Consider the following 22448-nt stretch of genomic DNA (forward strand, 5'->3'; position numbering starts at 1 on the left):
CGGCTGAACACCGCCCGCCGCCCCCACAAGAAACCGGAGACACACATGGCCAGCAACGCCCTGCCGCAAGCCGTCAAGATCGTCGAAGTCGGACCGCGCGACGGTCTGCAAAACGAAAAGGAATTCGTCCCCACGGCGATCAAGATCGAGCTGATCGACCGCCTCACGCAGGCGGGTTTCGCGAACATCGAGGCGGCCTCGTTCGTCTCGCCGAAATGGGTCCCGCAGATGGCCGACGGCGCCCAGGTGATGGACGGCATCGCGCGCCGCGCGGGCACGATCTATTCGGTGCTCACGCCCAATCTGCGCGGCTTCGAAGGCGCGCTCGCCGCGCGCGCGGACGAGATCGTGATCTTCGGCGCCGCGAGCGAAGCGTTCTCGCAGAAGAACATCAACTGCTCGATCGCCGAGAGCATCGAGCGCTTCGCGCCCGTCGCCGAAGCGGCCAAGGCCAACGGCGTGCGCATTCGCGGCAGCGTGTCGTGCGCGCTCGGCTGCCCGTATCAGGGCGAAGTGCCGGTCGCGTCGGTGGTCGACGTCGTGGCGCGCTTCGCCGCGCTCGGCTGCGACGAGATCGATATCGCCGACACCATCGGCGTGGGCACCGCGAAGCGCGTGCACGAAGTGTTCGAAGCCGTCACGAAGGCGTTCCCGCGCGAGCGCCTCTCGGGCCACTTCCACGACACCTACGGCCAGGCGCTCGCCAACATCTACGCCGCGCTCGAAGAAGGCATCGCGATCTTCCACGCCTCGGTCGCGGGCCTCGGCGGCTGCCCGTACGCGAAAGGCGCGACCGGCAACGTCGCGACCGAGGACGTGCTGTATCTGATGAACGGCCTCGGCATCCGCACCGGCATCGACCTCGATCAGGTGGTCGCCGCCGGCGACTTCATCTCGACGGCCATCGGCCGCCCGAACGTCTCGCGCGCGGGCAAGGCGCTGCTCGCGAAACGGCAGAACGCCGCCGCGTGCGCGTGACCCGCCCGCGTACTCGCCACACTGCAACGAAGGACCTCAGGACATGACGGAAACGCTCATCAACTCCGAGAAAGACGGCATCGACGCCCTGCCCGATTCCGCGCAACGCGTCGCGCTCCTGCTGCGCGACCACGGCCATGCCAAGCCGGTCGTGCTGCTGCCCGAAACCGGCAAGACCTCGGCCGAAGCGGCCGCCGGTCTCGGCTGCGAAGTGGCGCAAATCGCCAAGTCGATCCTGTTCCGCCGCCGCTCGGACGACGCGCCCGTGCTCGTGATCGCGAGCGGCGCGAATCGTGTCGACGAAAAGAAAGTCGAGGCGCATGTCGGCGCGATCGGCCGCGCGGATGCGAAGTTCGTGCGCGAGAAAACCGGCTATGCGATTGGCGGCGTGTGCCCGATCGGTCACGCCACCAAACCCGTCACGCTGATCGACGCCGACCTGTTCTCGCTCGACAGCCTGTGGGCCGCCGCCGGCCATCCGCATGCGGTGTTCAATCTGTCGCCGCAGGAACTCGCGGCGATGACCGGCGCGCCCGTGGTCGACGTCGCGCTGCGCGACGCATGAGCGGCCGCGCACCGAACCCGTCGTCGGCGATGCCGGCAGCGATGTCTTCGGCGACCGGCACGCCCTCGCCCTGCATCAGCGTGTGCCGCATGCACGAGCCGAGCGGCCTGTGCGAAGGCTGCCTGCGCACGCTCGACGAGATCGCCCTGTGGTCCACGTTCGACGACGCCGCGAAACGCGCCGTTTGGGACGCGATCGAAACGCGCCACGCGAACTGGATCGCCGAGCGCTTCGGCAGTAAAAACAGCAACAACAGCGATGAGGCCGCATCATGACCGCGCCCGCCCGCATCGTGCAGATCGGCGAAACGTTTCGCTCGACGCTCGCACTCTCGCCCGATTCGGTGAAGTCGTTCGCCACGCTCGTGAACGATCTGAACCCGCTGCATCACGACGACGACTACGCCGCGCAAAGCCGCTTCGGCGGTCTGATCGCCTCGGGCACGCAGCCCACCGCGCATTTCATGGCGCTGCTCGCGACGCATTATTCGCAGCACGCGCAGCCGCTCGGCCTCGAATTCGACATGAAGCTCAAGCGCGCCGCGCACGCGCACGACGTCATCACTTTCGAATGGCGCGTGGTGGAGGCGTACTGGAAAGCGAGCCTGAACGGCGATCTCGTGAAGCTCGACGGCACGGCCACGAACCAGCGCGGCGAGACGCTCGTGATCGGCCGCGCGACCATCCTCGTGATGCCGAAGCCCGCCTCATGACGCTGCCGGATTCGATCCGCGTATTCGAGCGCGGCTGGCTCTCGTCGAACAATGTGCTGCTCGTCGATGAGGCACGCGCGGCGCTCGTCGATACCGGTTACGCCACGCATGCCGCGCAGACCGTCGCGCTCGTGCAGCATGCGCTCGCGGGCCGCACGCTCGACGCGATCGTCAACACGCATCTGCATTCGGATCATTGCGGCGGCAACGCGCGATTGCAGACGCAATGGCGCTGCGACACGCTGATTCCCGCCGCCAGCGCCGACGCCGTGCGCGCGTGGGACGCCGCGCGCCTCACCTTCGACGCCACCGCGCAGACCTGCGAGCGCTTCGCGTTCACGGGTACGCTCGCGCCGGGCGACCGGCTTTCGCTCGGCGGTTTCGACTGGGACGTGCTGGGCGCGCCGGGCCACGATCCCGACTCGCTGATGCTCTACGCGCCCGAGCCGCGCGTGCTGATCAGCGCCGACGCGCTCTGGGAAAACGGCTTCGGCGTGATCTTTCCGGAACTGGATGGCGCGAGCGGATTCGCCGAGCAGCAGGCCGTGCTCGACGTCATCGCGCAACTCGATATCGCGATGGTGATTCCGGGCCACGGCGCGCCGTTCGCCGACGCGCGCGCCGCGCTCGAACGCGCGAATTCACGTCTTGCGTGGCTGCGGGCCGATCCGGCACGCAACGCGAAAAACGCGCTCAAGGTGCTGATCGTGTTCAAGCTGCTCGATGTGCGCAGCCTGAGTTTCGACGCGCTGAACGCGATGGTGGCGAACGCATCGATCATCCGCGCTGCGGCGCAGCAACTCGCGCCCGAAAGCGCGTGGCCCGCCCTGGTGCGCGAACTCACCGGCGAGCTGGCGAAAAGCGGCGCGCTGGTGCTGCGCGAACACGGCATCGAGGCGCCCGCCGGCACGGTCTGAGCCGCGCCAAAAAAAACGCTCGTCCTTTTTCGGGGACGAGCGTGAGTATCGTGCTCTGACGTGATCAAACTGTCGAGCCGATCATACTCGCGCGAGAATACGCGCCGCATCAGTGATTTCCCTAAAAACGGGGCGGCAGTGAAATGCCGTGTAACAAGACGGTTAAAGCATGCAGAACCGCACCTTGATGCAGCCTAAATCGCTGAAATTCATGGCGCCAAAAATTATTTGGCCATCCGAATCAATAGACGAAATTGGAGCGCGTGCATCAAAGACCGATATGCACGCGCAGCCAGTCGAACAAATGCGAGCACAGATATAAACCGAGCCCGATCGTGCCGCCGATCACCGTGCCGTTCACGCGTATTTCCTGTAGATCCTTGCCGATCTTCAGTTCGATCAGGCGCGCGGTTTCACGCGTGTCCCAGTTACGCACCGTGTCGCGGATGTGATGCGTGAGATAGCGCGAAAAATCCGGCGCCATCGCGCGCGCAGCGTCTTCCAGATGGCTGTTGAGCGAGGCGCGCAGATCGGCGTCGGCGGCCAGCGCTTCGCCGAGCCAGCGTCCCGTCGCGGCCACTTTCGCGTGCAGCGTGGAATCGTCGCGTTCGAGGTCGTCGCGCAGCCACGCGCGCAGGCTCTCCCATAGCTCGCGCGTGTAGTCGTTGAGCGCGCTGCCTTCGCGCAGGCTCGTCTTCAGTTCTTCGCCCTTGCGCAGAAACGCGGGATCGTTCTTGAGCTGCACGATCAGGCGCTGCACGATCTCGTCGAACTTCACGCGCAGATGATGCTCGCGGTCCTCGCTCACTTGCAGCAGCAGGCGGTTCACGGCGCTTTCCAGCACGCGCGCGCCGCTTTCGCCGATCCATTCCGAGGGCAGGAATTTCTCGGTCTTCGGAAACTCGCCCTTGAGTCCGTCGACGATGCGCGTCGCCACGAACGCGCGCGTGCTGTCTTCGGCCAGCAGCAGGCCGAGTTGATCGAGCAACTGGTCGAGCAGTTCCTGATGACGGCCGTCCTTCGTGAGCGTGTCGAGCAGCGCGCCCGCCGACTTCGAGAGATCGACCTTGTCGAGCGCCGCATGCAGACCGTCGCGGATAAAGCTCTGGATGCGCGCGTCGTCGGTGAGGCCGAGCAGGCCCGACATGAGCCGCACCGCGTAGTCGCCGAGATGGCGCGCGTTTTCGGGCGCGCGCAGCCACGTGGACAGGCGCTCGACCGGATCGTGGCGGCGGATCAGCCCGACGAGCGAACTCACGTCGAGAAACTTCTCCTGCACGAAGGCGGCGAGTTCGTCGGCGATGCGGTCCTTGTTGCGCGGAATCACGCCCGTGCGCCGCGCGATGAACGGAATCGGCACGCGCCGGAACAGCGCGACCACGGCGAACCAGTCCGCCAGCGCGCCGACCATCGCGGCCTCGCTGACGGCCTTGATGCCGTCGATCACCACGCCCGGCGGCGACAGCGCCGTGACGACGAACACCAGCGCCGCGCCCAGCAACAGCGCCAGCGCGCGCCGTTTGGCGCGGCGCAGGTCGCGTTCGTCCTGACTGGGTTCGGCGTGCGTGTCGCGCGTGTCGTGCTTGTCACGATGCGCGGGCGGGATCGGATCGGGCGATGAGGAAGGCGTGGTCATGCGGCTGACGCGTCGGGCGGTTCGAACCGCGCCATTATGCGGCCAGCGTGTTGAGGGCCGCCTCGGCCGCGCCATATCGGCTTGATCTCGCCTCGATCGAATTTGCCGCGTGAGGTCGGCGGCGCCGACGCCTTGCGTGCCCTGCGTGCATCGTGCGCGTGACGCGAATCACGCGCCTTGCGCCTTGCTCCGCGCCGGCACGATGCGCCAGCCGAGATTGACGCCCGCCGCCGCGAGCAGGATCAGCGCCGCGCCCGCGACCTGAATCCACGCGAGCCGCTGACCGAAGGCGAACCAGTCGACCAGAATCGCCACGACCGGATAGATGAACGAAAGCGCGCCGGTCATCGCCGTCGGCAGCTTCTGGATCGCGCCGTAAAGCAGCACGTACATGATGCCCGTGTGCACGATGCCGAGCGTGACGATCTGCGCCCAGTGCACGGGCGTCGCGGGCAGCGTGCCGTAGTGGATGAACGGCGCGAGCGCGAACGCACCGAACGCGAGTTGCACGAGCGCGATCAGATGCGGCGGCGTGCCTTTCAGATGCCGCGTGATGATCGACGAAATCGCGTAGAGCAACGCCGCGCCCGCCGCGCAGGCCACGCCGGTCAGATATTGGCCCGGCACCGCGAGCACGGCGGGCTGCACCTCGACCACGCCCACCAGCCCGACGAACGCCAGCGCGAGCCACACGACGGTGGACGCGCTCACGCGTTCGCGCAGCACCAGCACGCCGAGTCCGACCAGCATGAACGGCTGCGTGTTGTAGACGGCGGTGGCCATCGAAATGGAGGCGCGCGAGTACGCGGCGAACAGCAGCACCCAGTTCGCGACGATGGCCGCGCCGCCCGCCATCGCGAGCGCCAGCGTGCGCCACGGCAGCCGCTGCCGGAACAGCCCGAGCGCCGCGCAGACGAGCGCGAGCATCGCGCCGCCCAGCACGCAGCGCATGAACGCGACGTTGATGGGCGCCTGCTGCGAATCGACGACGAGCCAGCCGATGGTGCCGGACATCAGCATCGCAACGATCATCTCGCCCGCGCCGCGGCGGATTTCGGGAGTGGCCATGAGTGCGTGTTCCTCGTGGAGGGATGCGTCGGTGAATGGTTGAAAGTCTACGCAGGCCGTCTCGCGAAATACAGCGCTAAACTAAGGCACAACCGCTCACTTTCCTTCGAATCGAAGGCACAAGACGCAAGCGAGCCGACAAACCGCAGGAGGCAGATGATGAACAAGCGACCGAACCCGCCGGCCGCCGCGCTCGACGAGATCGACCGCGCGCTGCTGGCCGCCCTCGTCGAGGACGCGCGCGCGAGCGTGAGCGAACTCGCGCGGATCGTCGGGCTGTCGGCGCCCAGCACCTCGGAGCGCTTGCGGCGGCTCGAAGCGCAGGGCGTGATCGGCGGCTATACGGTGCGCATCGACCCGCGCGCGCTCGGCTACACGCTACAGGCCATCGTGCGCGTGAAGCCGCTGCCGGGTCAGTTGCATCTGGTGGAAGACGTGATCCGCCGCATTCCGGAGTTCATCGAATGCGACAAGGTCACTGGCGACGACTGCTTCATCGCGCGCATCTGGCTGCATTCGATCGAGCAGCTCGACGAGATTCTCAACAAGGTCACCGAGCGCGCGGAGACCAGCACGGCGATCGTCAAATCGACGCCCGTGCCGCGCCGCCTGCCGCCGCTCGGCTGATCCGCGCCCGCGGGTTCGGTCCGGACGCTAGTCCTGCCGCTCAGTCGCCTCGAAGAACGACAGGATCTCGGCGGTCAGTTCCGCGCTCGCTTCTTCGGGAATGTAATGGCCGCAGGCGAGCGCGCGGCCGCTCACGTCGCGCGCCACCTTGCGCCATTCGGCGAGCGGATCGAAGCACTGCTCGATCACGCCATGCTCGCCCCACAGCACGCGCAGCGGGCACGCGACCTTGTGGCCGCGCTCGATGTCGGCGCGGTCGTGTTCGAGGTCGATGGTCGCCGACGCGCGATAGTCCTCGCACATCGCGTGCACCGCACCGGGCTGGCGCAGCGCCGCGCGGTACGCGCCGAGCGCCTTGGGCGCGAACGGCGCGAGGCCCGCGTGACGGCTGCCCATCACGCGCTCGATGTAGGCGTCGGGATCGGCGCCGATCAGCGCTTCGGGCAGCGGCTCGGGCTGAATCAGCAGGAACCAGTGGAAATAGAGCGTGGCGAATTCGCGGTTGGTCTGCTCGTACATGGCGAGCGTGGGCGCGATGTCGAGCAGCATCAGGCGCTCGACGGCGTCCGCGTGGTCGAGCGCCATGCGATGCGCGACGCGCGCGCCGCGGTCGTGCGCGCAGACGAGAAAGCGCTCGAAGCCGAAGTGACGCATGACCGCGACCTGATCGGCGGCCATCGCGCGCTTCGAATAGGCGGCGTGCGTGGCGTCGCTCGGCGGCTTCGACGACGCGCCGTAGCCGCGCAGGTCGGTGGCGATCACGGTGAAGTGCTTCGCCAGATCGTCCGCGCAGCGATGCCAGATCATGTGCGTCTGCGGATGGCCGTGCAGCAGCAGCAGCGGCGGTCCGTCGCCGCCCTTGATGCCCGCGATCTCGACGCCGTTCGCGGTGGGAACGGTGAAGGGCGTGAATCCATCGAACGGCATGGCATGTCTCCCTGGTGGGCTTGTTGGTCTGTGCGACATTGTAGGAGGGGCGCGCGGCGCGCAGCGGCGCTTTCGGGCCAGAAAAGCTAGAAACCGAACACTCCCTCCAGACGATGCGGCGGCGCGCGCGGCATGCGCGCGAGGACGCGCACCTATAATCGAACGACCGTTTTATAAGCGATGTAAGGAGATCCCGTCATGGCATTGCCCGCCGTCCTGCAGAACCTGTCCTTGCCCGTCGTCGCCTCGCCGATGTTCATCGTGAGCTATCCCGAGCTGGTGCTCGCGCAGTGCAAGGCGGGCATCGTCGGCTCGTTCCCGGCGCTCAACGCGCGCCCCGCCGAACTGCTCGACGAATGGCTCACGCAGATCGAGGAACAACTCGCCGCGCACAAGGCCGCGAACCCCGACGCCGTGATCGGCCCGATCGCCGTGAACCAGATCGTCCATCAGTCGAACGCGCGGCTCGAACACGACATCCGCGTCTGCGTGGAACATCGCGTGCCGATTTTTATTACGAGCCTGCGCGCGCCGCCCAAAGAACTGCTCGACGCGGTGCACAGCTACGGCGGCATCGTGCTGCACGACGTCATCAATCTGCGCCACGCGGGCAAGGCGCTCGAAGCGGGCGTGGACGGGCTGATCCTCGTCGCGGCGGGCGCGGGCGGCCACGCGGGCACGACCTCGCCGTTCGCGCTGGTGGGCGAAGTGCGGCGCATCTTCGACGGCCCGATCGTGCTCTCGGGCGCGATCGCCAACGGCGGCTCGATCCTCGCCGCGCAGGCGATGGGCGCCGATCTGGCCTACATGGGCACGCGCTTCATCGCGACCCAGGAAGCGCACGCGGTCGAAGCGTACAAGCACGCGATCCTCGAAGCCAAGGCCGCCGACATCGTCTATACGAACCTGTTCACGGGCGTGCACGGCAACTACATCCGCGAAAGCATCGTGAACGCCGGGCTCGATCCGGACGCGCTGCCCGAGTCGGACAAGTCGAAGATGAGCTTCGACAGCGGCGCGGCGAAGGCGTGGAAGGACATCTGGGGCGCGGGCCAGGGCGTCGGCCTGATGGACGACGTGCCGTCGGTGGCGCAACTGGTCGAGCGTCTGAAGCAGGAGTACGACGAGGCGAAGGCGCGGCTGGGTATCGGGAAGTCAAGCGGGCGATAAAAGCGAACGATAAAAGCGGGCGGCGCGCAGCCAGCTCGCGCCCGCCCGCGCCGCTAGACCACCGTGCGCAAGGCCGCGGCGCGAATCTGCTCCACGCCCGGCCAGAGCGCGCGCGAGCCGAAGCGCTCGGCGAGGAAATCGACGAACGAACGCACCTTCGCCGACAGATGGCGGCGGCTCGCGTAAACGGCGTAAATCGGCAGCTCGCGCGGCGGCAGCGCGTCGACGAGCAGCGGCACGAGGCGGCCCTCGGCGATGTCGTCGCCGATCACTTCGGTGCCGAGCATCGACAGCCCGCCGCCCTGCAACACCACCACGCGCAGCGCCTCCAGGTGATTGACGATCAGGTTGCCGGCCGGCTTGGCCCGCGCGCCCGCCTCCGAGAACGGCGCCAGCTCGGCCGCCGACGCGCCCGCGTAATGCACGAACTTGTGCTTCGCGAGATCGGCGACCGTCTTCGGCACGCCGTGGCGGCGCAGATACTCGGGCGAGGCGCACAGCACGATATGCGCGGTGGCGAGCGGCCGCGCGATCAGCGAAGACGATTTGAGGCCCGAAGGCGAGGCGCGGATCGCCACATCGAAACCCTCGTCAATCAGCTCGACGACGCGATCCGACAGCGTGATATCGACGGTCACCTGCGGAAAATCGGCGGCGTAGTCGGCGACCGCGCCCATCACGTGGCGCAGCCCGAACGCCGTCAGCGACGACACGCGCAGCCGCCCTTGCGGCACCACGCTCGCGGCGCCGACGGCCTGACCGGCCTCGTCGAGTTCGGTGAGCGCCTGGGCCACGCGCTCGTAATATTCGCGCCCGGCCTCGGTCGGCGCGACGCGGCGCGTGGTGCGGTTCAAGAGGCGCGCGCCGAGCTGCTGTTCGAGGTGCATCACATGCTTGCTCGCCATCGCCGCCGACATGCTCATGCGCTCGGCCGCCGCCACGAAGCTCCCCGCCTCGACCACCTGCCGGAACACTTTCATGCTGACGAGGGTATCCATCGCGTCTTTCTTCCCGCAAAAATCAGGTTAATCAGGAAACAAATCAGGAAATAATCGGCGATATTGTGCGCGCTTTATCAAATCCTGGTAGCCAAACACCCAGGCTTCGCCGTTGCGCGCGCAATAAAAAACCCCGCGCTGCGAACAGCGCGGGGTTTTTTCCCCGGCGGGTGAAAGCGCGTGCCTAGAACTTCGCGCGCAGCCCCACGCCGTAGGTCATGCCCGACGACATGTTGTCGTAGTGGTCGTACATGTAGGCCGCGTAGACGTCGGTGCGCTTCGACAGCGGATAGTCGTAACCGACCGCCGCCGTGTTGTGCGTCTGGTTCAGGCCGCCGCTGTCGCGCGAGTACGCGTACGACGCCATCACCGTGCCCGGGCCGGCCGGCACCGAGACGCCGCCCTGCGCCGTGTTCACGTGCCAGCTGCTGATGTCGCTGTTGTTGTTCGTGTACATGTACTGGCCGAAGAACTTCACGTACTTGAGGTCGTACGACAGGCCGACCTGCGCGACGCCCTGGCTGCGCAGACCGACGATGGTCGCCTCGCCGCTGACGATGCTGCCGATGTCGCCCGGCGTGCTGTTGAAGTTCACGTACTGATACACGGCCGTGGCCGCGAACGGGCCGTGGAAGTACAGCGCCTGGGCGCTCCACTTCTTCTTGCCGTTGTCGCCGGCCTGGTTGCCGAGCGCGTACATCACCGAGCCCGACAGGCCGTTGAAGTTCGGCGTCGAGTACTGCACCGCGTTGTTCCAGCCCGAGTCGCCCACCACGCCCTGATCGGTCGTGTAGGTCGGGTAGGTCGAGAGGCCGAGATAGACGTGGTACACCATCGGCGAGAAGGTGTACGAGTCGATGAACGGGTTGAACAGGATCGTCGAGACGAACAGCTGCGTCGTCAGGCGGCCCGCCGTGAACGTACCGTACGGCGATTCGAGGCCGACGTAGGCGTTACGCGCGAAGAAGGTGTCACCGGAGAAGCGGCCGTCCTGGCCGTTCTGCGCGCGGAAGAAGCTTTCGAGCGCGAAGATCGCCTTGTAGCCGCTGCCGAGGTCTTCCGAGCCCTTCAGGCCCCAGTACGACGTCGACATGCCGCCGCCGCCGACGTTCCAGGCCGTCTGGCTGCCGGGGAAGCGCGTCGCGCCGACCCATTCGTCGACCTGACCGTAGAGCTGAACGCTCGATTGCGCAAACGCCGACGACGAAGCGCCGGCGAGAACGGCGGCGATGGCGCACGCCTTGAGAGACGTACGCAAGGGCGTGCGCAGCGCGCGGCTGACGGCTGTATTCATGAGTTCTCCTGTCCTTGTCAAAAAAGTGAGACTGGCGGCTATGGCGCTCGCGCAAACCGTTTGTTTTTCGTCGGCCGCTGGCGTGGCCGTTCTGGGCGGATCCATCTTTGCGGACCATTTTTATGGACAAAAATATCGGTTGTTATCGCCGGTATATCGCCCCGATTAGTTTGTCGCCCGTGAAACCTGCCTGGTCGGTTTTTGGCGCCTCGTGCGCTGCGTCGCAGCATCGACTTCGCTCGCTGCGCGACCTTTGCCTGCGGGGCTTTGACCCGGTTTTCACGTGCACCGGCGCTTCCGATGACGCGCCGCCGTAGCGAAGGCGAGATTTGATGACGAAAGGGTTCTGTATGACGAGTGATTTCCAAAAAAGTGTGGTATCCACGCGTCAGTTTCGTGTGATGAAGGCGCAAGCGGCGTGTGGAAGCGCTTTCGGCGATTTCGCGCGACATGAAATGCGATGCGGCGGACGAATCGCAAGACAGCGGGAAGCACGCCGAAAGTGCGTCTGAAAGACGATCGGAAGTGAAGTGGGACGGGTTGCGCGGGGAAGGGTGAGACGCGCGGGCGGGAAGAAGACGGTGGTGTGCGTGGGCGCAGGGTGCGCGCAGGGTGCGCGCAGCGTGGTCGGCTGGTCGGCGTCCGTGGCAGTTAGTTGCGATAAACCAAGCCGAAGTCGCCGAGCGCGCCTTGGCGGTGGCCCTGCCCGTCAGTTAGTTGCGTGGCTTCAGTTTCGATACGGCGACGACATCGGCGGACGAGGCACGTCGCCGCCGCCGCGCGCGTACGGCCGGAAGCCGCCACCGCGCTCTTCGTTATAGCGCGCGACGTCTTCGCGGATCGAACCGGCGCGCACCGGCGAATCGGCGGGCGGATGCGGCACTTGACGCGTTTCCGCGCTCACGGGCTGGATGGGGCCGTGATAGCCGCCGCCCGTGCCGAAGCCGTTGCCATAAGGGTTGGCGTAGGGATTGCCGCCGTAGCCGCGCGAGCCGCCATTGTCGCGGCGCGAAGCCTGACGGCCACCGCCGCGCTCGCGCCAGCCGCCCTGGTCGGCGACGCGCATCGGCATGGGTGCGACGCCGCCGTGCGGGACATAGCGCATGCCCTGCATGCCGCCGTAACCGCGCGGCGCTTCGCGCACCACGGGCGCGCGCTGAAACCCACCGCCGCCGTGGAAGCCGGGTTGTGCATGGGCGAGCGCAACGAGGGCCGCCAAACCGGCCCCCAGTATCCACTGCCCCATCCGTAACAACCCTGCACGCATTGTGTCGATCACCTGCCCGACGATCAGCATGGCGTCCAGCCACTCGGGCCATGGCGGGCCAATTCCGGGAAGCGTGCGCGGCGCGTAACGATTGCCGCCGCAACGGTCGCCCTGACGTTCCTTGACGGTAATTTATGGGCGCCCGGAAGGGGTGTCGAGCCAAAAAATGTTATGCCCTCGGAAGGGTTGTAACACCATGTTACTGCTGGATTTCCGGTCTTTCCGGCGCGCTTCGGCCAGGCCCGGTTCGTGCTCCTGAAAGCCCGTCCGGCGTGGCTTTGCGGGCAGAAGGGCGGGATCGTTCGGCGTGCTTCGCGATGCGTCTTTCGCCAGAGGAATAAGGTGATGGGCAAGCGCATTGTCTCGCGCCGGCGACACCCGTCGACGCCCTTCCGGCCGTCGCGAAAATCGCGCCTGAAAGCCGCGACTTCATGCGCACTGCTCATTAATCAATTCTTCAAATGAATTTGCATTTTCAATGGCCTTGCGCCGACAATAGCGTTCCCGATGATCCGTTGTGCGCCCATCGAACCGCGCACGGCGAGGCGCTGCTGCGCGCACCCGAGATTGTGTAATGGCTCGTCCGAAATTCCTGCCCGATAACTTCACGCTGTGCCTCGTCGGCACCGTGATCCTCGCCAGCCTGCTGCCCGTGCACGGCGCGGCCACCGTGCCGTTCAACTGGCTCACCAACGTCGCCGTCGGCCTGCTGTTCTTCCTGCACGGCGCCAAGCTCTCGCGCGAGGCGATCGTCGCCGGCGCCACGCACTGGCGTCTGCACCTCGTCGTGCTGGCGAGCACCTTCGTGCTGTTCCCCGTGCTCGGCCTCGCGCTCAAGCCGCTGCTCTCGCCGCTCGTCACGCCCGCGCTCTATATGGGCGTGCTGTTCCTCTGCACGCTGCCCTCCACCGTGCAGTCGTCGATCGCGTTCACCTCGATCGCGCGCGGCAACGTGCCGGCGGCCGTGTGCAGCGCGTCGGCGTCGAGCCTGATCGGCATCTTCGTCACGCCCGCGCTGGTGAGCCTCGTCGTCACCAATCAGACGGCCGGCGGCACCTCGGCATGGCACACGGTCTGGAACATCGTGCTGCAACTGCTCGTGCCGTTCGTCGCGGGCCAGTTGCTGCGCCCCGTCATCGGACGCTGGATCGAGCGCAATCGCGGCGTGCTCAAATTCGTCGATCAGGGCTCGATCCTGCTGGTGGTGTTCGGCGCGTTCTCGGAAGCCATCAACGAAGGCCTCTGGCACCACACGCCGCTCGCCGCGCTCGGCGGGCTCGTGGTGGTGAACGCGGTGCTGCTCGCGCTGGCGCTCGGCATCACGATGTTCACGAGCAAAAAGCTGGGCTTCTCGCGCGCGGACCAGATCACCATCATTTTCTGCGGCTCGAAGAAGAGCCTCGCGGCGGGCGTGCCGATGGCGAAGGTGATCTTCGCGTCGAACGCCGTGGGCGCGGTCGTGCTGCCGCTGATGCTGTTCCACCAGATCCAGTTGATGGTGTGCGCGGCGCTCGCCCAGCGCTGGGGAGCACGCGACATGAGCGCCGAGCGCGCAGCCGATGCCGGCGACGAATCGCGCGCCGGCGGCGAACGCACGGCGGCGGCGCGTCGATAACGCCTTCGGTGGGCGCGGCTGCGCCCACCTTCTTCCTCTCGCTGCCGGGTTCTTCGCGCAGCCACCCCTTCCTCACCGACCGACCTGCGCCACTCGCTCGCGCGCTCGTCTTCCTCCGCTGCATCCGCCCTTCATCGCGACCCTGACGCTCCCCGGCCACAGCGCCGCGCCGCGCAAATCGCCGCGCAAACGTTAGCCTCCCGGTCCGCGCCCCCTTTTCGTCTGACTGTCATTAAAAGTTCATTCAATTGGCAGACGCTGCTGCCGTTATTTCTGTCGTCAAAGCCTGTCTTGGCTCTTTCCATGTCTGCACGCGCGTCCACGCCGCCGGTCCAGAGAACTGCGGCTCCGATGGCTATTCCGCTGTCCGCCGCCAGCCCGGCCGGCATCGAAGCCCTGATCGCCCAGCGCCAGCTGCGCGCCGTCTTCCAGCCGATCGTCGATTTGGACGATGGCGCGATCCTCGGCTACGAGGGCCTCGTGCGCGGTCCCGCCGGTTCGCCGCTCGAATCGCCGGCCGCCCTGTTCGCCGAGGCGAACCGCGCCGGCTGCACGCTCGCGCTCGAACGCGCCGCGGCGGCCGCCTGCATCGCCGCCTTCGCGCAGCTCGGCTGCCACGGCAAGCTGTTTCTCAATTTCAGCGCCGACGCCCTGCGCGACCTGACCGATCACGGCGGCGACACGCTCGCGCTGTTCGACGGCACGCTCGACGCGCACCGCGTCGTCATCGAGCTGACCGAGCAATGCGCGGTCGAGGACGTACGCGGCTTCAAGCACGTGGTCGCGGCGCTGCGCGCGGCGGGCGCGCAATTCGCGCTCGACGACTACGGCAGCGCCAACGCGAGCATGAATGTGTGGGTGCAGTTGCAGCCCGACGTCGTGAAGATCGACCGCTTCTTCATCCAGGACATCGCCAACGACGCGCTCAAGTTCGAAGCCGTGCGCGCGATGCAGCACTTCGCGCAGGCGAGCGGCGCACGGCTCGTCGCGGAAGGCATCGAGAACGAGGCCGATCTGATCGTGCTGCGCGATATGGGCATCGCGACCGGTCAGGGCTTCTTCCTCGGCCGGCCCGAGGCGCAGCCGCCGCGCGCGCTGGCCGAACGCGCGCGCGACGCGCTGCGCGCGCAGCACATCGCCGTGTTTCCGGAAGCCACGCGACACACGGGCGCGAGCGGCAACGGCAGCGCGCCCGCGGAGAAAATGCGCGTGCACGCACCCGCGCTGCCGCGCAAGGCGACCAACAACGACGTGCTCGAACTCTTCACCCGCCTGCCCGATCTGCACGCGGTGGCCGTGGTCGAAGGCGAGACGCCCATCGCGCTGATCAACCGGCGCGCCTTCATGGACCGCTACGCGCTGCCGTATCACCGCGAGCTGTTCGGCAAGAAGGCGTGTCTGCAATTCGCGAATGCGTCGCCGGTGCTGATCGAGCAGACCATGAGCGTCGAGCAGATGGCGACGCTGCTCGCGAGCGACGACCAGCGCTATCTCGCCGATGGCTTCGTGATCACCGACAGCGGCCGTTACGCCGGGCTCGGCACCGGCGAGAGCCTCGTGCGCGCGGTCACCGAAGTGCGCATCCAGGCCGCGCGTTACGCGAATCCGCTCACCTTTTTGCCGGGCAACATTCCGATCAGTTCGCACATCGACCGGCTGCTTTCACACGACGCGGGCTTTCACGCGTGCTACGTCGATCTGAACCAGTTCAAGCCGTTCAACGACCAGTACGGCTACTGGCAGGGCGACGAGGTGCTGAAGTTCGCGGCGCAGGTGCTCGCCGACGCGTGCGATCCCACGCGCGATTTTCTCGGCCACGTGGGCGGCGACGACTTTCTGCTGCTGTTCCAGAGCGAAACGTGGCGCGAGCGCGTGCGCCACGCGATCGAGACCTTCAACGCGGGCGCGCAGCGTTTCTACGCGCCCGCCGACCGGCTCGCGGGCGGCATCCACGGCGAGGACCGCCAGGGGCATCCGGCCTTCTTCGCGTTCGTGACGATGGCGGTCGGCTGCGTCCATATCGCGCCGGGACACGGCTCGCAGCATGGCAGCGACGCGATCGCGTCGCTGGCCGCCATCGCCAAGCGCCGCGCGAAGCAGGAAGCGAGCGGACTCGTCGTGATCGACGGCGGCGAAAGCGCGACGCTGCTGCCCACGCTCGCGGCGACGGCGAGCGCTCACGCGAACGCGACACCGGCCTAGCGCGCAGGACGCAAAGAAAGCGCAATCGACAACCGAACGCAGACAAAAAAAACGAGGCCGGCGCGGAGTGATCCGCGCCGGCCTTTTTTGCTCTGGGTACGTCATGCAGGTTACGCACCCTTAACCCACGCGCCGCTAGATCGTCCCCATCAACACCAGCACGACCACGACGATGACCACGATGCCCAGCGTGCCGGACGGCGCGTAGCCCCAGGACCGGCTGTGCGGCCATGCAGGAAAAGCGCCGATCAGCAGCAGGATCAGTATGACGAGAAGCAAGGTGCCGAGCATGATGCCTCCGTTCCGTTCGAATGATGACCTGCGACATAGCGCAAACGCCGTGCCCGTCGTCCGCACGACCGACGATGTTTAGGAAGTTTTACTAAACATGTCAATTTACGTTTATTCCCGTGATTACGGGTATTTACGGGGGTTTTTCGGCCCGTTGCAACGTTGTGCGGCCAGGTTTTTACTATACAATCGCCGCACACCTGACCACACCAGCCAGGGCTAACAGGAATCATGGGGACAACCATTCGCGACGTCGCGCAGGCGGCCAACGTGTCGATCGGCACGGTGTCCCGCGCGCTGAAAAACCAGCCGGGGCTTTCCGAAGCCACGCGCGCGCGCATCGTCGAGATCGCGCAGTCGATGGGCTATGACAGCGCGCAGCTGCGTCCGCGCATCCGTCGCCTCACCTTCCTGCTGCACCGCCAGCACAACAATTTCGCGGCCAGCCCGTTCTTCTCGCACGTCCTGCACGGCGTGGAAGACGCGTGCCGCGAACACGGCATCGTGCCCGCGCTGCTCACCGCCGGTCCCGCCGACGACACCATCCAGCAATTGCGCCTGCACGCGCCCGACGCGGTCGCCGTGGCGGGCTTCGTCGAGCCCGAAACGCTCGCCGCGCTGGTCGCGCTGCAACGCCCGCTCGTGCTGATCGACCTGTGGTCCGAGGGCCTGCGCTCGGTGAATATCGACAACGCCGCGGGCGCCGCGCTCGCCATGCATCATCTGTTCGCCATGGGGCGGCGGCGCGTGGCGTTCATCGGCGGCTCGCTCGCGCACTACAGCATCGCGCAGCGCGCGCTCGGCTACCGGCGCGCGTTCTTCGAAGCCGGTCTGCTGTTCGATCCGTCGCTCGAAACCACCATCGAAGGCGGTCTCGATCCGGACACCGGCGCGGCGCTCGCAATGCAGCGTCTGCTCGACGGCGCGCGCCAGCGCGGCGAGGCGGCGCCCGACGCCGTGTTCGCCTACAACGACGCCGCCGCGCTCGCCGCCCTGCGCGTGTGCCAGGCGAACGGCCTGCGCGTGCCCGAGGACATCGCCATCGTCGGTTTCGACGATATCGCCGCCGCCGCGCACGCCACGCCCGCGCTCACGACGCTCGCCGTCGACAAGGAAGCGCTCGGACGGCGCGGCGTCGAATTGCTGCTCGAAGAAACGCCGCAAGCGAACGAGATCGTGCTGCCGGTGCGGCTCGTCGAGCGCGCGAGCACGACCGGCGGCGGGTTGAAGTCAGCGCCGAAATCCGCTGCGTCACTCACCGTGCCGCCGCCATTGGAAACCGTCGCGCGTCGCGGCAAGACGCAGCCCGAAGCGTCCTGAAGCGGCCGCAGAATCACGCCGCATCGCCAGAACAACGTAGCAAACCGAATCAAGCCGAACCCACGCAGCCGAGATGAGAAAGCCATGACGAAGCCATCCGACACCGCACTCACCGTTGAAGCCCAGACCGCCGCGCCCGCCGTCGCGAGCTTTCGGGACCGCGCCTTCCTGCTCGGCCATATCGCCGACACGCTGCGCTTCTACGCGCCCAACGTGTACGACCCGTCGGGCGGCTTCTTCCACTATTTCCGCGACGACGGCTCGATCTACAACGCGCATTCGCGCCATCTCGTGAGCAGCTGCCGCTACGTGTTCAACTACGCGATGGCGTACCGCGAAACCGGCGAGGCGCAGCATCTCGACTACGCGCGCCACGGCCTGCAATTCCTGCGCGAAGTGCATTGGGACCCGCAGCTCGAGGGCTACGACTGGGAGATCGACTGGCGCGACGGCCAGAAGCGCACGCTCGACGCCACGCGCCACTGCTACGGCCTCGCCTTCGTGCTGCTCGCTTACGCGCACGCCGCGATGGCCGGCATCGAAGAAGCGAAGCCGATGATCGCCGCCACCTTCGAGCTGATGGAACATCGCTTCTGGGACGGCGCGGCGGGCCTCTACGCCGACGAAGCGAGCGCCGACTGGGAGGTCTCCAGCTATCGCGGCCAGAACGCCAACATGCACACCACCGAGGCGCTGCTCGCGGCCTACGAGGCGACCGGCCATCTGGTCTATCTCGACCGCGCCGAGCGCGTCGCGTCGAACATCACGCTGCGTCAGGCGCGGCTCTCGCAAGGGCTGGTCTGGGAGCACTTTCACGCCGACTGGTCGGTCGACTGGGACTACAACAAGGAAGACAGCACGAACATCTTCCGCCCGTGGGGTTTCCAGCCGGGCCACCAGACCGAGTGGGCCAAGCTGCTGCTGATTCTCGAACGTCATCGTCCGCTGCCGTGGCTGCTGCCGCGCGCGATCGAGCTGTTCGACGCGGCCATGATGCACGCCTGGGACAACGATCACGGCGGCCTCTACTACGGCTTCGGGCCCGACTACACCGTCTGCGATCACGACAAGTATTTCTGGGTCCAGGCCGAGACCTTCGCCACCGCCGCGCTGCTCGGCAAGCGCACCGGCAACGAGCGCTTCTGGGACTGGTACGACGAGATCTGGCGCTACAGCTGGAAGCATTTCGTCGATCATCGCTATGGCGCGTGGTATCGCATCCTCACCTGCGACAACCGCAAGTACAGCGACGAAAAGAGCCCGGCCGGCAAGACCGACTATCACACCATGGGCGCGTGCTACGAAGTCCTGAACGCGCTGCCCGGACGCGGCATGGCGCCGATCGTCGGGCGCGAGGAAGAGCACGCGAACGTCAGTGCCAACGGCACGGACGGCGCGGCCTGATCCGCGCGACACGGCAAGAGATAACCGCAAAGCACCCGCAACGCACCGGCGACGCACAAGCAACGCACCCGCGACCGATTCAGCGAAGGAACATGCGATGAGCACCTGCAGCACTGGCCCCGACTTCTCGACCGGCTTCCCCGCCTTCATTTCGGCGGGCGACATCCTCACCGATCTCGTGCGCGGCGCGGCGCCCGAGGGCTCGGCGCACACCGGCGCGCCGGGCACCGATTCGAGCTGGCGCGCGCATCCGGGCGGCGCGGGCTGGAACGTGGCGCGCGCGGTCGCGCGTCTGGGCCTGCCGACGGCCTGCGCCGGCTCGCTCGGCACCGACAACTTTTCGGACGAACTCTGGAACGCGAGCGTCGCCGCCGGTCTCGACATGCGCTTCATGCAGCGCGTCGAGCGCGCGCCGCTGCTCGCGATCGTGCACCAGACGCATCCGCCCGCGTACTACTTCATCGGCGACAACAGCGCGGACCTCGCCTTCGATCCCGCGAAGCTGCCCGAGGGCTGGCGACGCCACGCGAAGTGGGCGCATTTCGGCTGCATCAGCCTCGTGCGCCAGCCGCTCGGCGAAACGCTCGCGACGCTCGCCGCCGAGCTGCGCGCGCAAGGCGTGAAGATCAGCTTCGATCCGAACTACCGCAACCTGATGGCGCACGGTTACGAGCCGATCCTGCGCCGCATGGCCGCGCTCGCCGATCTCATCAAGGTCTCCGACGAGGACCTGCGCATGCTGTTCGCCGACAAGAGCGAGCCGGACGCGATCGCCGCCGTGCGCGCGCTCAATCCGGCCGCGACGCTGCTGGTCACGCGCGGCGCGCAGCACGCGACGCTCTACGTGGGCGACGAGGTGATCGACGCGACGCCGCCGCGCGTGCAGGTGGCCGACACGGTGGGCGCGGGCGACGCGTCCATCGGCGGTCTGCTGTTCAGCCTGATGAGCACGCCGCAGCGCACTTGGCGTCAGCATCTGGCGTTCGCGCTGGCTGCGGGCGCCGCCGCCTGCCGCCGCGCGGGCGCGCATTCGCCGACGCTCGACGAGGTCGTCGCGCTGCTGGAAGACTGAAACGCGCGGGCGTTGCACCGTTACGAGGCATGACACGCAAGCGCCGCGCGAGCGTCACATGCGTGCCCCGCAGGCGCGCGGTCAACGTGCTAGCATGGGATTCCCTTCCTCGAGAAGCACGCTGGAGCCCGCTATGGACGACGTCACCTACACCAAGGGGATCTACACGGCAGTCGCCTCCGTGCGACCCATGAACGCCGGCCAGTACCAGGGCCTGGTCTCCCTGGCGCGCGACGACGGCGAAGATCTCGAGAACGCGATCTACGAAGTGGAAGCCGCTTCCGGCACGCCCGAGGAAGCGCTGGAGGAAGCCAAGGCGCTCGCGCACCGGCTGCTCGGCGAACTCGAACTGTAAGCGCGCCGCAGTCGCACGGTATTCGAGCCGTCTTCAGCGCCGTACTCGCGACGTATTCGAATCGGCCGATGGATTAGCGCGATCCGTTTAGCGCGTCGAGCCCGTGTCCTCCACTTCCTGTGTTCCGTCCGGCGAGGCGATCCCGCGCCGGACGGTTTCCCGCGTCCGGCACGCAACCGTGCGTGCGCGGGCCGCAACGGCGACTGCGCCGCTGCCCGGGATCGCATGCGGCGCGTTGCGTTGCGCCGCTGCGGTCGAATGGAGGGTCGACATGACCGAACAGCTCTTTCTCTACGGCGTCTACGCCATCCATGTGCATCCGCTCGAATTGCAGGGCGCGCGCTGGGACGCCGAGTATCAGATCACCCATCGCGACCAGGCCGTGCAACCGTGGATCACGATCGGCGGCAACGCGGGCTTTCCGCAAAGCGCCGAAGCGATCGACGCCGCGCACCGCCAGGCCATCGCCGATATTGAACACGGCGCGGGCATTCCGAAGCCGCGCGCGTTTCCTTAAGCGGGATGCGGTTCCTTCGGCGGGACGCGGTTCTGCACGCGGAACGCGGTTTCGAAAGCGACAGGCCCGCGGTTCCTTGAATCGCTTCCTTGCACGAACCGCAGACGCGGCGCATGGGCGGTCCGCAGGCCGCGCGCACGACTTGCTCATCGCTCACGCGTAGCGCTGCGCGGTCGCGCGCGGCTTGCACGCGAGTGGCCGCCCGCGCCCTTTTCTGCGCCCTTTCCAACCGCCCGCCGCCGCTTCCCGGCGCGCACGCGCGGCACCGCATGAATCGCGCTTGTCCTGCACGCGCGGCGTTGCTACGCTCTCGCCATTCCGACCCCGAAGGACCGCCATGACGCCCGATTCGCCGGAGGGCACCGCGAACGAGGAAGCCGCGCGCGCCGCCGACCAGGCCGACGCGCACGCCGCCACCGACGAAGACCGCAAGCGCCCCGGCAGCGACCGCACCGACGCCTGGCAAACGCGCGGCGGCCCCGCGCCGCGCCGCCTGCACATCGGTTCGCGCGAAGTGCTCGTCTACGGCATGCCGGTGCATGGCTGGCAGGATCTCTATCACACGGCGCTCACCATGCGCTGGCCCACCTTCTTCGCCTCGCTCGCCGCGCTGTTCGTGGTCGCCAACGCGTTCTTCGCGTGCCTCTACCAGCTCGGCACCGCACCCATCGCGAACCAGTATCCGCACGGTTTCGCGGGCGCGTTCTTCTTCAGCGTCGAAACGCTCGCGACGGTCGGCTACGGCGACATGCATCCGCAAACCGTCTACGCGCACATCGTCGCCACCTTCGAGATCTTCGTGGGCATGTCGAGCATCGCGCTCGCCACGGGCATCGTGTTCGCACGTTTCTCTCGTCCGCGCGCGAAGATCCTGTTCGCGCGCCAGGTGGTCGTGCATCCGATCGAAGGCCGCCTGACGCTGATGGTGCGCGCCGCCAACGCGCGCCAGAACGTGATCGCCGAAGCCAGCGCGAAGCTGCGCCTCGTGCGCATCGAAACCTCGTCGGACGGCTACACCGCGCGGCGCATCCACGACCTCAAGCTCGTGCGCGACCAGCATCCGCTCTTCACGCTCGGCTGGAACCTGATGCACGTCATCGACGAAACCAGCCCGCTGCACGGCGCGACGCCCGAGTCGCTGGCGCTGCAGGCCGCCACGCTGCACGTGGTGATCGAAGGCTCGGACGAATCGACCGCGCAGACCATGCAGGCGCGCTACATCTGGCCGGACGGCCAGGTGCGGTTCGGCCATCGTTACGTCGATCTGATGAGCGAAGACGGCGGCGTGAGCCGGATGGACTACACGCACTTTCACGACGTCGAGCCCTTCGATCGGACCCGGCCTGACAGACCGCGTGTGATCTGAATCAAAACCGCGCGCAGCCGCGCCGCGCGCGCCGGACGCGCGACGAAAGAGAATTTCCCTCCAAAGCTCGCCATTGCGAGCAGGCTTTGGCGCATTCGGCGCATGCGCCCGCAGAGTTAGCAAAAAACTTCCGCTATTGACGCGAAA

Annotated in this window: 22 protein-coding genes; 15 read left to right on the top strand and 7 right to left on the bottom strand. The window is 67.1% G+C overall.

What is annotated here, in order from left to right; all coding sequences use genetic code 11:
* Positions 1-45: 45 nt before the first annotated feature.
* From SB764_RS13300 to SB764_RS13320, 5 genes are read left to right on the top strand one after another with little or no spacing between them, the layout of a single operon-like run.
* Complete coding sequence (locus SB764_RS13300) at positions 46-978, top strand: hydroxymethylglutaryl-CoA lyase (RefSeq protein ID WP_410863763.1); 933 nt, start codon at positions 46-48, stop codon at positions 976-978.
* 43 nt (positions 979-1021) lie between these two features.
* Positions 1022-1543, top strand: coding sequence for a YbaK/EbsC family protein (locus SB764_RS13305; protein WP_065062019.1), 522 nt, complete (start codon positions 1022-1024; stop codon positions 1541-1543).
* A gap of 29 nt (positions 1544-1572) precedes the next feature.
* Positions 1573-1818 (top strand): DUF1289 domain-containing protein, encoded by a 246-nt coding sequence (locus SB764_RS13310; RefSeq protein ID WP_410863896.1) that lies wholly within the window; start codon positions 1573-1575, stop codon positions 1816-1818.
* On the top strand, positions 1815-2255 hold the full coding sequence (locus tag SB764_RS13315) for a MaoC family dehydratase (RefSeq protein ID WP_183712838.1): 441 nt from the start codon (positions 1815-1817) through the stop codon (positions 2253-2255). Before SB764_RS13310 ends, SB764_RS13315 begins: the two co-directional genes overlap by 4 nt.
* Complete coding sequence (locus tag SB764_RS13320; RefSeq protein WP_410863765.1) at positions 2252-3172, top strand: MBL fold metallo-hydrolase; 921 nt, start codon at positions 2252-2254, stop codon at positions 3170-3172. Before SB764_RS13315 ends, SB764_RS13320 begins: the two co-directional genes overlap by 4 nt.
* Before the next feature lie 268 nt (positions 3173-3440).
* On the opposite strand, the gene SB764_RS13325 is transcribed toward SB764_RS13320, so the two are convergent.
* Both SB764_RS13325 and SB764_RS13330 read right to left on the bottom strand, forming a co-directional pair.
* A complete protein-coding gene (locus SB764_RS13325) occupies positions 3441-4808 on the bottom strand; it encodes a DUF445 domain-containing protein (protein WP_080180587.1) in 1368 nt (455 codons plus the stop codon).
* Between the two features lie 168 nt (positions 4809-4976).
* The gene (locus tag SB764_RS13330; RefSeq protein ID WP_065062014.1) at positions 4977-5876 is read right to left on the bottom strand and encodes a DMT family transporter; all 900 of its coding nucleotides are present in this window, start codon (positions 5874-5876) and stop codon (positions 4977-4979) included.
* Between the two features lie 159 nt (positions 5877-6035).
* Between SB764_RS13330 and SB764_RS13335 the strand changes: the two genes are divergently transcribed.
* Positions 6036-6503: an Lrp/AsnC family transcriptional regulator gene (locus SB764_RS13335; protein ID WP_065062302.1), complete on the top strand. Its 468-nt coding sequence runs from the start codon at positions 6036-6038 to the stop codon at positions 6501-6503.
* Between the two features lie 27 nt (positions 6504-6530).
* Here the strand turns inward: SB764_RS13335 and SB764_RS13340 are convergent, their stop codons facing one another.
* Positions 6531-7430 (bottom strand): alpha/beta fold hydrolase, encoded by a 900-nt coding sequence (locus tag SB764_RS13340; protein ID WP_065062013.1) that lies wholly within the window; start codon positions 7428-7430, stop codon positions 6531-6533.
* Positions 7431-7628: 198 nt separating this feature from the next.
* Here SB764_RS13340 and SB764_RS13345 point away from each other — a divergent pair, with 198 nt between their 5' ends.
* On the top strand, positions 7629-8600 hold the full coding sequence (locus tag SB764_RS13345; RefSeq protein WP_110325312.1) for an NAD(P)H-dependent flavin oxidoreductase: 972 nt from the start codon (positions 7629-7631) through the stop codon (positions 8598-8600).
* A gap of 53 nt (positions 8601-8653) precedes the next feature.
* Here SB764_RS13345 and SB764_RS13350 read toward each other — a convergent pair whose 3' ends face one another.
* The 3 genes from SB764_RS13350 to SB764_RS13360 all read right to left on the bottom strand — a co-directional run bounded on the left by SB764_RS13350 (position 8654) and on the right by SB764_RS13360 (position 12111).
* Positions 8654-9598, bottom strand: a complete 945-nt coding sequence (locus SB764_RS13350) for a LysR family transcriptional regulator (protein ID WP_065062009.1) — start codon at positions 9596-9598, stop codon at positions 8654-8656.
* Positions 9599-9782: 184 nt separating this feature from the next.
* Positions 9783-10892, bottom strand: coding sequence for a porin (locus tag SB764_RS13355; RefSeq protein ID WP_065062008.1), 1110 nt, complete (start codon positions 10890-10892; stop codon positions 9783-9785).
* 727 nt (positions 10893-11619) lie between these two features.
* On the bottom strand, positions 11620-12111 hold the full coding sequence (locus tag SB764_RS13360; RefSeq protein ID WP_148090940.1) for a hypothetical protein: 492 nt from the start codon (positions 12109-12111) through the stop codon (positions 11620-11622).
* Between the two features lie 622 nt (positions 12112-12733).
* Between SB764_RS13360 and SB764_RS13365 the strand changes: the two genes are divergently transcribed.
* Together SB764_RS13365 and SB764_RS13370 are read left to right on the top strand one after the other, a co-directional pair.
* Positions 12734-13774 carry a bile acid:sodium symporter family protein gene (locus SB764_RS13365; RefSeq protein WP_065062004.1) on the top strand — a complete coding sequence of 347 codons (1041 nt, stop codon included), beginning with the start codon at positions 12734-12736 and terminating at the stop codon, positions 13772-13774.
* Positions 13775-14125: 351 nt separating this feature from the next.
* Positions 14126-15976 carry a phosphodiesterase gene (locus SB764_RS13370; RefSeq protein WP_260183197.1) on the top strand — a complete coding sequence of 617 codons (1851 nt, stop codon included), beginning with the start codon at positions 14126-14128 and terminating at the stop codon, positions 15974-15976.
* A 135-nt stretch (positions 15977-16111) separates the two neighbouring features.
* Here SB764_RS13370 and SB764_RS13375 read toward each other — a convergent pair whose 3' ends face one another.
* Complete coding sequence (locus SB764_RS13375; RefSeq protein WP_042296285.1) at positions 16112-16267, bottom strand: DUF3309 family protein; 156 nt, start codon at positions 16265-16267, stop codon at positions 16112-16114.
* Positions 16268-16498: 231 nt separating this feature from the next.
* Here SB764_RS13375 and SB764_RS13380 point away from each other — a divergent pair, with 231 nt between their 5' ends.
* The 6 genes from SB764_RS13380 (at position 16499) to SB764_RS13405 (ending at position 22301) form a co-directional block, all read left to right on the top strand.
* Positions 16499-17587: a LacI family DNA-binding transcriptional regulator gene (locus SB764_RS13380; RefSeq protein WP_082992079.1), complete on the top strand. Its 1089-nt coding sequence runs from the start codon at positions 16499-16501 to the stop codon at positions 17585-17587.
* Between the two features lie 84 nt (positions 17588-17671).
* A complete protein-coding gene (locus SB764_RS13385; RefSeq protein ID WP_321869036.1) occupies positions 17672-18991 on the top strand; it encodes an AGE family epimerase/isomerase in 1320 nt (439 codons plus the stop codon).
* A 97-nt stretch (positions 18992-19088) separates the two neighbouring features.
* On the top strand, positions 19089-20063 hold the full coding sequence (locus tag SB764_RS13390) for a carbohydrate kinase family protein (protein WP_074982976.1): 975 nt from the start codon (positions 19089-19091) through the stop codon (positions 20061-20063).
* 133 nt (positions 20064-20196) lie between these two features.
* Entirely contained in the window at positions 20197-20418 is a 222-nt protein-coding gene (locus tag SB764_RS13395; protein WP_065061996.1) for a hypothetical protein, read from the top strand.
* A 271-nt stretch (positions 20419-20689) separates the two neighbouring features.
* Positions 20690-20935 carry a hypothetical protein gene (locus tag SB764_RS13400; RefSeq protein WP_065061994.1) on the top strand — a complete coding sequence of 82 codons (246 nt, stop codon included), beginning with the start codon at positions 20690-20692 and terminating at the stop codon, positions 20933-20935.
* A 337-nt stretch (positions 20936-21272) separates the two neighbouring features.
* A complete protein-coding gene (locus tag SB764_RS13405) occupies positions 21273-22301 on the top strand; it encodes an ion channel (protein ID WP_110325302.1) in 1029 nt (342 codons plus the stop codon).
* Positions 22302-22448 lie beyond the last annotated feature (147 nt).

This window comes from Paraburkholderia sp. SIMBA_027, from assembly GCF_046535315.1.
Taxonomy (GTDB): Bacteria; Pseudomonadota; Gammaproteobacteria; order Burkholderiales; family Burkholderiaceae; genus Paraburkholderia; species Paraburkholderia tropica.